The 12,647-nt window shown below is 50.8% G+C and carries 9 protein-coding genes; 2 read left to right on the plus strand and 7 right to left on the minus strand.

Annotated elements, in window-relative coordinates; all coding sequences use genetic code 11:
- Window positions 1-382: 382 nt before the first annotated feature.
- The 7 genes from Pan54_RS23225 to Pan54_RS23255 form a co-directional block, all read right to left on the minus strand.
- Window positions 383-3,799, minus strand: a complete 3,417-nt coding sequence (locus Pan54_RS23225) for a hypothetical protein (RefSeq protein WP_165441937.1) — start codon at window positions 3,797-3,799, stop codon at window positions 383-385.
- A gap of 212 nt (window positions 3,800-4,011) precedes the next feature.
- Window positions 4,012-5,256 (minus strand): ArnT family glycosyltransferase, encoded by a 1,245-nt coding sequence (locus Pan54_RS23230; protein WP_165441938.1) that lies wholly within the window; start codon window positions 5,254-5,256, stop codon window positions 4,012-4,014.
- 1 nt (window position 5,257) lies between these two features.
- On the minus strand, window positions 5,258-6,676 hold the full coding sequence (locus tag Pan54_RS23235; protein ID WP_146505824.1) for a sulfatase: 1,419 nt from the start codon (window positions 6,674-6,676) through the stop codon (window positions 5,258-5,260).
- 201 nt (window positions 6,677-6,877) lie between these two features.
- Window positions 6,878-8,488 carry a chaperonin GroEL gene (groL, locus tag Pan54_RS23240; RefSeq protein ID WP_146505825.1) on the minus strand — a complete coding sequence of 537 codons (1,611 nt, stop codon included), beginning with the start codon at window positions 8,486-8,488 and terminating at the stop codon, window positions 6,878-6,880.
- 103 nt (window positions 8,489-8,591) lie between these two features.
- Complete coding sequence (groES, locus tag Pan54_RS23245) at window positions 8,592-8,894, minus strand: co-chaperone GroES (protein WP_207310210.1); 303 nt, start codon at window positions 8,892-8,894, stop codon at window positions 8,592-8,594.
- A 593-nt stretch (window positions 8,895-9,487) separates the two neighbouring features.
- Window positions 9,488-9,991 carry a peptide chain release factor family protein gene (locus Pan54_RS23250; protein ID WP_146505826.1) on the minus strand — a complete coding sequence of 168 codons (504 nt, stop codon included), beginning with the start codon at window positions 9,989-9,991 and terminating at the stop codon, window positions 9,488-9,490.
- Between the two features lie 77 nt (window positions 9,992-10,068).
- Window positions 10,069-10,674, minus strand: a complete 606-nt coding sequence (locus tag Pan54_RS23255; RefSeq protein ID WP_146505827.1) for an LOG family protein — start codon at window positions 10,672-10,674, stop codon at window positions 10,069-10,071.
- Between the two features lie 124 nt (window positions 10,675-10,798).
- On the opposite strand from Pan54_RS23255, the gene larC reads away from it, so the two are divergent.
- Window positions 10,799-12,034 carry a nickel pincer cofactor biosynthesis protein LarC gene (larC, locus tag Pan54_RS23260; protein ID WP_146505828.1) on the plus strand — a complete coding sequence of 412 codons (1,236 nt, stop codon included), beginning with the start codon at window positions 10,799-10,801 and terminating at the stop codon, window positions 12,032-12,034.
- A gap of 120 nt (window positions 12,035-12,154) precedes the next feature.
- Window positions 12,155-12,643 (plus strand): hypothetical protein, encoded by a 489-nt coding sequence (locus Pan54_RS23265; protein WP_146505829.1) that lies wholly within the window; start codon window positions 12,155-12,157, stop codon window positions 12,641-12,643.
- The last annotated feature ends 4 nt before the right edge of the window (window positions 12,644-12,647 follow it).

The following is a 12,647-nucleotide window of genomic DNA, read 5'->3' on the forward strand; positions in this document are numbered from 1 at the left end:
TATCAGAAGTGCATTCACGAGTTCACAAAGCGAACCTGCAGGAATGGCACTCCTTTCAATTGCTAACACCAATAATGCAAGCCATGTGCCATTCAGAAAAAAGAGGAGAAAAGAGCGGGAACCGCAGTGGATATAGCAGAATAGGATTTTGTCAGCGAACCCGAGGAAAACAAATCTGCCATGATGGCAGACTGACCAGGTTAGTCAGAATCGACTGTGCCACGGCTCTGCGAGCCGTGTATACCACGATGACGCCCAAAAACACGGCTCACAGAGCCGTGGCACAGTAAGTGGAATTTGGGGTGGCTGGGGCCGTAGCGAAGCGGAGCCCCCAGGGTTTACTCCACGCCCATCACTTCGTTCTGGGACGTGCCACCACATATTACGGAGTCGGTGGCAATTCAGCAGTCCTTGGCGGTTGTTGAATGCGTGGAGGTGGCATCATTTTTGGCGGTCGGATGTTTCCCGGTGCCTGCTGTAGCATACGGCCGAAGCCGCGGAGGGTTTCCCGCATTCCATCATTGACGGCTATCCGAGGCACATCGACCGTGCCATCGACTTCCACGGTGAACAGAACAGGCAGAACATTTTCCAGACGATTCATCAGCTGGCTTGCCAGATTAATTCCTCCTCGACGCGGCGGACGGTAAACGAAATCGAGATCGATCGTCCTGTCAAAGCGGACATACCCCTGTCCAAACAGACTCATTGTATCGCCGAGCAGACCGATTTCATCGAAGACGAATTTCTCATCCAGAACGCGAAACTCTGCATACGCGTGTCGGAATGCGGTATCGTCGGCCGGAGCGAAACGCAGGGATTGGAACATCTGGAATAGAACCGGCACTTCGTACAACGCAGCCGGGCTGATGAGTAGTCGCCCGTTTCCGACGGTTGCTCGTGAGGAAACACTGTCGCCTGCCAGGTCGATATAGCCATTCACTTCGCCGCGAATGTTTGCCTGACCATAATTGCTTTCAATCGCCCATTTCTCCAGATTCGCTCGACTCAAAGTTGTTCGCAGCAAATAGGGCGTGGTCGGAGTTCGCTGAACGAGAAGATCGAGAAAGAGTTCTCCATCAAAAATGCGACCTGTCACTCGCTCTTCACGAGAGACCGTCGACCATTCATTACCGGCATCTTCGGAATCAAACATTTTCGGAGACCCGATTACCATTTTTTTCTCACTGAGCTGGAAGGGGCCGTGAATATCGGTGACATGATATCCCATCACCCAGCAGGAATCGATGGAAAGTTTTCCGTTGGGAACAATCGCGACGCCATCACGATTCAAGTATCCCTGACAACTGACCGTACCACTGACATCATTGACATCGACCCCCATGTAGAGATCGGTTTGATTCAACACCGCTCGCGAATCCCATGCAGCCGTGATGGTGCGGCCTGCGTAATCGCCTTTGAATTCGACCTGTCCGGAAAGTGAGACGGGATCTTTCAGTTTGACTGAAACCAGCAGATCACGCAGATTCTTGGGAATAGCAGCCATAAACTCATGACTCGGCGTCAGATCATCGGCATCGATCTGGTCGAATCGCAATTGCCAGAAATCTTTACGCGGAATGAACGAGCCGGAAGTTTCGATCACACATTGATCATGCCGGGCTTTCAGGTTTTCAAAGGCTACCGTATGTTCGCGATTTACCGTGACGGTTCCTTCCAGATCCATCAGCCGCCATGGCATGACCGTCGGATTGATTTCGCAGTTTTTGAGCTTCATCAAAGGCACATCGACTTCGACCTGTTGCCCGGTCGTCCAGTCGACTTTCAGATTGATATCGAACAGGCCACGCGGTCGCAGCAATTGCCAGACCTGTGCACTTTTCTTATCCGATTCTGAAATGGCCAGATAGAGATTGTGATCGAACCGAGCCTGCTCAGCCATCATGGTCAGTTCGAGTTTCCAGTCGTCGTTACCAATTTCCTTGACCGTACCGTAAGCATGGATAGGGGTTTCGCCGTGTTTGCCTTTAACGCGAGAAACCTGCCAGCCGTTTTCATCGAAAGCGATATGTCCGGAAAGATCCCGTACTGGCAGCGGGAACGATTTCAGACGCATGGAACTATCGTAGACATCGATGGCCAGACGGACGATCGGCTTTGGGCCATGAGCCTGACGTCGAAGCACGACGCAATGCACATCGGCGGTTCCCTGAATGCCGATATGCGTCATCACCTCGGATTGTTTGGGTGAAAGAGCCCGATAAAACTGGTTATCGATTGGAAACTTGTCGGTATGGATATCGATCACAGTTTCATAATCCGGCCCCGGATCGATGAGCGTACCTGAAAATTTGACCGGCCGATTGGCAGCCCGGCCTTCACATTCAATCGCCCAGGTCTCTTTACTGGAACCATCATCTGTTCGAATGATTTCTCCAGTAATCTCGGAGACTGGATACTTGAACATCTCATGGATCGCCGTGGCTTCGCGAATACTCGCTTTCACCAGATCAAAATCAATTGGCTTTTCGACACCCCGTCGAATACGAAACTGACCGCTGAGTAATCCAGCCGGGGTGAGTTCGTCGTAAACTTTTTTCAGACCAGAGGGAAGATACTCACGAGTCGCAGGAGAAACTCGATAGTTGTTCAAGGTGATGCCGATTCCTTCATCGACATGCTCGGGCAACGAATCGACTCCCCAGCCCCAGGCCCCGGCCAGTCGAGCGGACGTTGTTCCAGACCCCAACACAATGTTATCGATGCGTAATCCCAGCTTATCGACAGCCAGGCTTCCTTTAATCTGATCCAGTGGAACCGGCAAGTCGGGATGACTCAACTGCCCGCTGACCAGTTGAGCAAACACGGAAAAATCGGGTTCGGAATTTGCTTTTTTGCTCGAATGAAACTGCACGTCGGTTGTCAGTTCGAGTGAAACCTGTGCGTCGGCTGGAGTTCCATCAACGAAGGTCTTGTTGGAACTGGCAGAAACCTGAGCAACCTGAAGGTTTGCCTCCGCATCCCGACTCGACCGGGTCGACTGCAGTTGAGCGACCATCGATTTTGCATCGGGAGAAATGACCGAGGCCACTTCCAGCAAAGGCTGGTCGATCTTCAGTTGATTCAACTCCCCGGAAAGATCCCAGGTTTGATGCTTGATGTCAAAAGCCCCAAAAAACTGAGAGGCGCCCAGAGTTTCTTCTCGCCCCACTCCCGAAAAACGATACTCGTGCATCGAGGCGGGAATGAGATCAGTATCAATGGCGTCGATTTTCAGCCGGACTGCACGCGAGAACTGTTCGTGTTCGTACTGCAGAATGACGGAGGCATCGCGAATTCGCACAATCGGCAAAGCGGCTTCCTTACCCTCGGCTTCAAAAAGCCCTTCCCAGTTCCAGTGACCATCCCGACTATGTATCAGCGTCAATTCAGGCCGATTCAATTCAATCGATTGAATATCGACCTTACGCTCATTGAGCATCAAGTCCTGATCGACGGTAACTCGCAAGCCGGGAACGGAGAAAATTGTTTCGGAATCGGCTCGGGAGGCAAAGCTCAAATTGGTGAGCAGAATTCGGCCTCGCTGATCAAACTCAGCGGCATCGAACTTGACTTCGGCATTGGGGAATTGATTGAGGAGCGCTTTGCGAATTTCGGCCGTCAGGAATTGATCTCGCTGAGACCAGCCCCACATCAGCAGGCCTAACCCAATGGCTGCAACGATCGCAGCCGTAAAGACGACTCCCGCCAATGTTTCCCAGAAAAAGCCAAACCACGATCGCCCACGCCCTTTCGGGGTGTTTTTCTGCTTTTTCCGAGATGTAAAGCCAAATCCCATAATCGAATCCATTCGAAGGGCGTAATCTAGCCAACATCCTTATTTATCGACAGAGGAATTTTAGAGAGTGAATGAGAGCAGATTTTCAGTATAACTTACAATATAAGCACGACGCGCAAGCGAATGTGTTTCCCTGAATTGACCCCACTCGCTTCCGTGTATCTCCTGTATGCTCTATTCACCTCATGCACTGCAGGCTATCGGGTATCATTTCATCTGTGTTCATCCGTGTCTATCCGTAGTTCATTTTTGAAACGCAGGAAAATCGCCTGCCATCCAAGGGCTGTCATCACAATGAGTGGATACTCGGCCGGTAATCGATATCGCAATGAACTGACAAACAGCGTGTGCAGAGCCGCAAAGTAGAGGATGGGTAAAACACACAGGATGACCAGCCACAACTGATTGCGAGAAACCCAGATCCCCCAGCCCGCGCCAACAAACAAAAACAGATTACTAACCGCCAAAGTGATCACCAAAGCGGTATTCTGAAACTGAGCCGCGTTTGGCCAGAGATTCCAGTAGCGGATCAGTTTGATCAGACTCAATTCAAAAGCACGCCATGGATTTTCTTTCGCAAATTGAACGGCTCGATCTTTATAGTGCTGATTCACTTCGTATTCTGAAAGTCGGTCGTTGACATGTTCCTGCTCGAAAAAAGTCATATCGCTATCGCCTGTTGCTCCCGGATGGAGACCATCGTACAAGCTCGGCCCCATCCATAAGGTCGTCAAAACGAAATGACCAGTGACATTCTGATTGCGAAGTCCCCAGGGAAGTAATGCTCCCACCAGGCAGAGCAGCATCGCTCCTGATGAGACGAATCGTTTTGGCAGAGCCGCTTTCCCCCAGATCAATATCACCGGTACAACGGCAGGGGGCAGCAACAACCAACTGGGACGAATATAAACGGCAATTGCTGCGATCAGTCCAGAAGCAGCTCCCCAGCCGAGGGCTTTTTTCCAGGCATCTTCCGCTTCCAACCAGCGAGTGAAGGCCCAAACATTCCAGACAATGAATGTTGCAAACAGACATTCGCTCAGGATCGCGACGGAAAACCCTACATAAGCTGGCATCAAAGCAATCAGCAATGCCGCAATGATTCCCGTCGAAGAGTTTCTTGCCCGACTCCCCAGCCAGTATGCGGGGAAGACCGCAAAGCTGGTCAGGACGGCTAGGAAATATCGAGCCGCGTAGAGTGACTCGCCAAAGATCGAAATTGAAACCGCCAGCACAGCCGGGAAGCCGGGCATCCGCATCACATATCGCGGCGGCTCATAAAGTGCAAAGTCTTCTCCAGACACAATTTTCTGTGCCAGTATCCAATACCCATCGGCATCTCCCTCGATCAGATAATTCCGATCGGGGAGACGATCCAATGTCATATTCAGTACAAAGGCAGCCGCCAGACGAGCGACGACAGCGATTAGAAAAACCAGCCAGATTCGATGACGCAATTCAGTTCGACTTCCGTTTCTTGTTTTTGACGGTCTTTTCTTCACCACCCGAAGCCAACTCTTTGACATTCATTTTCGGTAACTCCGCAGCATGTTGCTTGATGAGAGCCGCGAATTTTTCATCGCCTGCCAGGTTATGCCACTCGTTCGGATCGCTGCGGTGATCGTACAATTCTTCGGAGCCATCGGCATAGCGGATATATCGCCAGTCAGCAGACCGCACTGCATGATTGTTCGGCCCGTGTGTCGTCACACTGTAACGTGTTTCCTCTTGATCGGGATCAGCCAGGAAACTGATCAGTGATTTGCCTTCCAGTTTTTCCGCCGGTTTCAAACCACAGATGTCGATCAGCGTCGGATAGAGATCGATCAGATTACAGGGGACATCACACGTTTTGCCAGCTTGTTCCATATCAGGCAGCACAATCGCCAGGGGGACATTCGTCGCATCTTCCCACAGGGCGAATTTCCGCCAGTGTTCTTTCTCCCCCAGATGCCAGCCGTGATCGGTCCAGAAGACGAGAATCGTGTTCTCTCGCTGCGGAGATTTTTCGTAGGCTTCCAGAACCCGGCCAATCATCTGATCGGTAAAGGCGATTGAAGCCAGATATCCCTGCACTCCTTTTTTCCATTCATCCGCTTTGACGACAGCCGCATGATCTCCCTCCGGCTTGGCCATTTTCAGGCCCGCTTTGGGAACATCATTCAGATCATTATCCAGCGTTTCCGGCAAAACAATCTCTTCGAGCGGATACTTATCAAAGAACTCCTGAGGCACATACCAGGGCAGGTGCGGTCGGTAGATCCCACATGCCAGGAAGAAAGGCTGATCCCAGTCTTTGTTTAACTGCCCAATCACATAATCGACAGTTTTGCTATCCGGCATTTCTTCAGGAGATTGTGGAATCCCGCCCCAGTCGAAGTGTGATTTGTTCAAGCCATTCACGTTGTGAGGAAATTTGAAATCAGCGCCAAAGGTGTGCTTGCTTTTTGAGGGAGCGTATTCGTTCCAGGAAGGTTCGTGTCCACTGTGGTAGATCTTCCCGGAACCGAGGGCATAATAACCATGCTTCTGAAAATGCTGAGGAATGGTCGTCATCGATTCCAGGGCAGGCTTCCAGGGAGTGCCATTGAAATAGATGCCGGAGGTCGATGGGCGACGTCCGGTCATCAACGCGACTCGCGAAGGATTGCAGGCCGGAGCCGCACAATGACAGTTCGTAAACAGAACCCCCATCTCCGTCAGCCGATCGATATTCGGCGTCTCCGCCTGAGGATGCCCCTTCAATCGACCAACCCAGTTGTTCAAATCATCAACCGCAATAAACAAAACATTCGGCGACTTCTTCGCAGCCTGCAGAGACTCAGAAGTCCATGAGGACGTGACGATCAGCAGAAAAGCGAGCGTAATTTTCCACATGTGATAAACCTTCCTGTTCAATAATCTTACCGGGGATTTGCAAGCAAGCCGTGTACTACCTCAATACTCTGATTCGGCAGTCAACTTCAAAGTTTGACAGACACCCTCTGGAATTGCGAACGAAATGAGTCTACCCAATAAAAAAAGACGCCCTCCTGCGAAGGCGTCTTTCTATTAAAATCAGCTCAAAGCTGTTTCGGCTTAATAGAGATCGTCGTCTCCACCGTGGCCTTTTTCGTCTTTCGGAGCTTCGGCAATCAAAGCGTCGCTGGTCAGCAGCAGAGTGGCAACCGAAGAGGCATTCTGCAGAGCGGTACGAGTCACTTTGACAGGATCGATGACACCGGCTTTGACCATGTCTTCGTATTTTTCAGAAGCGGCGTTGTAGCCAACTTTGCCTTCGAGTTCGCTTACTTTTTCGCAGATCACGCCACCATCAAGGCCGGCGTTATCAGCGATTTGAGTCAGCGGAGCACGGCAAGCACGCACGATGATGTTGTATCCGACCTTTTCGTCGTGATTCAATTTCTTCGGGCTCACTTGAGTTGAAGAACGCAGCAGTGCGACACCACCACCGGGAAGAATTCCTTCTTCAACAGCAGCACGGGTTGCGTGCAGGGCGTCTTCAACGCGGGCTTTCTTCTCTTTCATTTCGCTTTCAGTCGCGGCTCCGACATTCACCTGAGCCACACCACCAGAAAGCTTCGCGATTCGCTCTTCCAGTTTTTCACGATCGTAATCGCTGGTTGAGTTTTCCGCTTCGCGACGAATCTGATCGATCCGAGATTTGATATCAGCTGTTTTGCCAACACCTTCGATGATGGTCGTGTTGTCTTTGTCGACAACAACCTTCTTGGCGCGACCGAGATCAGACAACTGAATGTTTTCCAGTTTGATGCCCAGGTCTTCAAAGATAGCCTGTCCGCCAACCATAATGGCAATATCCTGCAGCATCGCCTTACGACGATCGCCATAGCCAGGAGCTTTGACGGCTGCGACATTGAATGTGCCACGCAGTTTGTTGATAACCAGTGTCGCCAGGGCTTCGCCATCGACATCTTCAGCGATGATCAGCAGTGGTTTGCCGGAGTTAACAACCTTTTCCAGAACAGGAACGAGGTCTTTAATGTTGGAAATCTTCTTTTCGTGAATCAGCACATAGGCGTCTTCGAAATTGACTTCCATATTTGTGGAATCGGTCACGAAGTATGGAGAGAGATATCCGCGATCGAACTGCATCCCTTCGACAACTTCGAAACTTGTTTCCAGGCTCTGGCCTTCTTCGACAGTGATCACACCATCTTTGCCAACCTGGTCCATGGCTTCAGAAAGAATCTGACCGATTTCGCTATCGCCGTTAGCAGCGACAGTTCCCACCTGAGCAATTGCTTTTTTGGTTTTACATTCAATCGCCATGCCACGCAGATTTTCGGTGATGTCGGCAACAGCCTGTTCCATACCGCGTTTCATGTCGATCGGATTGACACCGGCAACAACAGACTTCAGACCTTCGTTGAAGATCGCTTCTGCCATGATGGTGGCAGTTGTTGTACCGTCGCCGGCGACGTCGGACGTTTTGCTGGCAACTTCGCGTACCATGCGAGCGCCCATGTCTTCGAACTTGTCTGCAAGCTCAACTTCTTTGGCAACAGACACACCGTCTTTGGTGACGGTTGGAGAGCCAAAGCTTTTTTCGATAATGACGTTACGACCGCGTGGTCCGAGAGTCACTTTGACGGCTCGAGCCAGTTTGCTCACGCCGCGACGCATCGCTTCTTGTGCTTCCTGATCGAAAGCAATCATTTTTGCCATTTCAATATTCTCCTGATCTCTTTGTAGGAATTAAATGTTTCAATTGTAGGGTGGCGAGCCCAGTCAGTGATGACTGGGGTGCGATTGACTAACTCCAGACAACCTAGAAGGTTGCGAGGATATCGCTTTCGCGGAGGAGCAGGTAATCTTCGTCGCCGACTTTGATCTCGTCGCCAGCGTAGGAACTGAAGATGACTTTATCGCCTTCTTTGACGGTCAGAGGGATCTTTGTGCCGTCGCTTTTCACGTGACCATCGCCAATCGCGATCACTTCGCCTCGTTGCGGTTTGTTCTGAGCAGAATCCGGCAAGACGATACCGCCGCTCGTTGTCGTTTCGGCTTCTTGACGTTTCAAAACGACTTTATCGCCTAAGGGAACAATTTTCACTGCCGTACTCGCTGCCATGGGACATGCTCCTGATGTCAACTTGAGAAATAGAACTGAATATCATCGCCTGCCATTATTGACAATTCTGCAGGCGTATATTTGCTTGAATGAGATTAGACGCAACTCGTGTGCCAATGTGAAATAAGATTAATCCCGGAGGGGAATAATCTTATTTCGATCATAAATTCAAGGGATTATGAATTGGCACGGGGAATTCTGACAAAGTGGGGCGGATCACGAGGAATGTCAAAACTGCCATCATGGCAGGAGGGCAAGGCGAGTATGAAGCGGAAGCGAGTGTGTCGAAACGGAGAGAATCCAACGCTTTTTAAAGTTGCACTTTCTGTAAATATGCAGGTGGAAGACAAAAAAATGCGTTGATACATCGTGCCACGGCTCTGTGAGCCGTGTATAGTGCGATCTAATTATTTTTAACGCTTCTGATGCCACAACGCTGGAAAACACGGCTCACAGAGCCGTGGCACACACTTCATAATCAAATTTAATACGAAAAAATGCCAAATGTGCTACTTCAAAACGCACGCTCTGGGGGCTTCGCTTCGCTACGACTCCAGCAACCCACTCGGTTTTGATTGATTCGGCTCGCCTGATCAGGTCAAACCCTTCATTCCCTGTTCATTGCGATGCTGATTGAGCAATTTGAGGGCCTCCGGTTCGAGTTTTATAAATTTGATGATCTGCGAACTCGTAATTCCCAGGCGTTCCGCTGCCTGTTTGTGATCCCAGTTGCAAGCCAGCAGTTGGTCCATCGCCTCGGCCAGTAAGGCTGCAAAAACAGCATGATGTGGACTGACCACAACTTTTCCACCCTGAACCCGGGATTGCCACAATTCGCTCGGGGAAAGCTCATCCCCTTTTTCCGCGTTGCGAAAGTTGAGTGCCAGCTGAATCCGCAATCTTTCGATGGCCTGTTTCTGGTTTTCCGCTTGAGAACGTCGCTCACTTGCCTGAGCAGAGAGTCCGGTCGGCTGGTGCAGAATCCGAATCGCTGTCTCCACTTTATTCCGATGCTGCCCCCCAGGACCGCTCCGTCGCTGACGTTTGATCTGACAATCGAGCAATAATTCTTCTTCAGGCAGAGCAGAGGGATGCATGTGGTTAGTCTAGGGTCTATGGTCCAGAGTCCAGGGTGAAAGATTGACGGCTTTCCGCTTTCCGTCTTCCGCTTTCGTTACGTTTCGTCCAGATCGAACCATTTCGGGATGTCTGGATTTTTATGATGCAGCATAGCAGTCAGGAGTTCATCCGTCGTGGGGGCGACGGAAATCAGTTCCCGATGCTCTTTTCTGACAAACCCGGTTTCAACGGCATGATCGATCAGATTGACAACGGGATCATAAAACCGATTCGCATTCAGCAAGCCGATCGGTTTCGAATGGACGCCCAGTTGTGCCCAGGTCATTACCTCGAAAAACTCTTCAAAAGTCCCCAATCCTCCCGGCAAGGCGATGAACGCATCCGACAGTTCGGCCATTTTTGCTTTTCGGGTGTGCATATCTTCCGTGATGTGAACGTGGGTCAATCCCGGATGAAGCAGTTCTTTGGTGGCTAGAAATTCAGGAATCACACCAATGGATTCTCCACCGTCCTGCAGAACTGCATCAGCAATCAGCCCCATCAAGCCGACACTCCCTGCGCCGAAGACGAGAGACCAGCCGTTTTCCGCGATTTTCCGGCCCAGTTCGACCGCGGCTGCCTGAAATTCAGGAGCATTTCCTGGCTGCGACCCGGCAAAAACACAGATTCTTTTCCAGTTGGAAGAGGCAAATTCAGACAAAGCGGAGCTTTCAAATTGGACTTCAGGCAATTGTGAGACTGTATTAGACTACGGAATAGAGTATCGAATTCCAGTTGAACCCTGCCAGTGATGGCAGTTGTATTACGACGATTGACCAAAACCAATGCGAACGGCTTATCTTGAATGTCAGATGGGGATCAGTGGCGACATGACGCTCGGCGCTCTGATCGATGCTGGCGTCGATGCAGATGAAATTCGAGCCGGGATTGATTCCCTGAAACTCGATGGTGTCGAACTGCATGTTGAGAAAGTCATCAAAGGTGGATTTGCGGCGACAGCGGTCACAGTGAAACATCCCGAACAACATGCTCATCGGCATCTTTCGGATATTCACGAAATTCTCAATCGTTCCGCAGTCATCACGCCTTCACAAAAAGAACTGGCTCTGAAAATCTTTGAAGCGATTGCCACAGCTGAAGCCTGCGTGCACGGTTCAAGCATTAATAAAGTCCACTTTCATGAAGTCGGAGCAATCGATTCGATTGTCGATATCATCGGAGCGGCAATCGGGTTTGATTTGCTCAAGGTCGATCAGGTGCATTGTAGTCCCATTCCGACCGGTTACGGATTGATTAATATCGATCACGGCATCTGCCCCGTGCCGGCTCCGGGAACGGCTGAAATCCTCAAAGGGATTCCACTTCAGGATGTACCCGTCGAAGCTGAGTTAACCACGCCGACGGGAGCGGCTATCGTCAAAGTGCTGGTCGATCGTTTTGGCCATCGACCTCCAATGACCATCGAGCAAATCGGCTACGGCTCCGGCACAAAAACTTTCCCGCAGCGCGCCAATCTGCTCAGACTGTTCGTGGGAGAATCGATCGAGACACCGAATCAGGAAACAGTCACTCTGCTCGAAACCAATCTGGATGACACAACAGCCGAGACGATTGGCTACTCCCGAGAACTTCTCGAAAAAGCCGGGGCTCTCGATGTTTATTCCACAGCCATTCAGATGAAAAAGAATCGGCCCGGCACCTTATTCAGCGTGCTCTGCAAACCATCGCAGTCGGACAAGATGAAAGCGATTCTCTTCGAACAAACTGGCACCCTGGGAATCCGCATCACACAACTCGAACGCAGCATACTGGCAAGGGAAGTGATAACAGTTGATACCATTTACGGCTCCATCCGGGGAAAACTGACCAACCCGGTCGGACGCACCGCCTGGTTTCAACCGGAATTTGAAGACTGCGCCCAGGCAGCAGCGAAACACGAAGTCCCACTGAGAGAAGTCTATCGAGCCGCTCAAGGCAATTTTGTAGAACCAACTTCGCAGCCGAAGACTCACAAGACGGACGTTCATCGCCACGATCACGATCACGATCACGATCACTGACAAATGTATAGTGCCCAGAGGCCAGAGTGTTTTGTCTTATTAATTAACAAGAGACGAGTGAATCCGAATCCAGCTTGTTACAGAACTCTATTCACTATTAACTAACGACTAGCGACTATCATGTTCACCGAACTCGAACTCACACTTGCTCTTGCGGCTGGGATCCTGCTGACCAGTGGGATGCTGATGTGGCGAGGGTCTGCCAGTCGGAATCGAATTGCGCGTCGAGATCCTCTCCGCGAAAACGAACGCGAACAGCAGAAGAAATCGAAATCTCCTGAAGGACTTCTGCACGAAATGGAAGTTCGTCTGTTCGATTACGGCCGCGAAGTCGAAGGCAGGGTCGAGACAACGCTCAATGTGCTCGATCGTTTGATCATTGATGCCGAGTCAGAAATTGATCGTCTGGAAGATTTGCTGAATCTCTCGCGAGCGGATCGCGTTCCCGAGAACAAAGCCGGATCACTCGATGAGAACTCACTGGCACGCATTACAGAACTACGGCAGGCAGGGCTGGCCGATGAAGAAATCGCCCGTTGCCTGCAATGCGATGTGAGTCTTGTTCGTAATTATCTGGATGATGGGAATCAGGATCGTCGAGCCGCTTAAGACA

Source organism: Rubinisphaera italica (assembly GCF_007859715.1).
GTDB classification, from domain to species: domain Bacteria; phylum Planctomycetota; class Planctomycetia; order Planctomycetales; family Planctomycetaceae; genus Rubinisphaera; species Rubinisphaera italica.

Bases quoted from the DNA above. Each gene is read 5' to 3' on its own strand.
- groES (WP_207310210.1), bottom strand. From the start codon at position 8,894: ATGGCAGCGAGTACGGCAGTGAAAATTGTTCCCTTAGGCGATAAAGTC.
- Pan54_RS23265 (WP_146505829.1), top strand. From the start codon at position 12,155: ATGTTCACCGAACTCGAACTCACACTTGCTCTTGCGGCTGGGATCCTG.
- groL (WP_146505825.1), bottom strand. From the start codon at position 8,488: ATGGCAAAAATGATTGCTTTCGATCAGGAAGCACAAGAAGCGATGCGT.
- Pan54_RS23225 (WP_165441937.1), bottom strand. From the start codon at position 3,799: ATGGGATTTGGCTTTACATCTCGGAAAAAGCAGAAAAACACCCCGAAA.
- Pan54_RS23250 (WP_146505826.1), bottom strand. From the start codon at position 9,991: ATGCATCCCTCTGCTCTGCCTGAAGAAGAATTATTGCTCGATTGTCAG.
- larC (WP_146505828.1), top strand. From the start codon at position 10,799: ATGCGAACGGCTTATCTTGAATGTCAGATGGGGATCAGTGGCGACATG.
- Pan54_RS23235 (WP_146505824.1), bottom strand. From the start codon at position 6,676: ATGTGGAAAATTACGCTCGCTTTTCTGCTGATCGTCACGTCCTCATGG.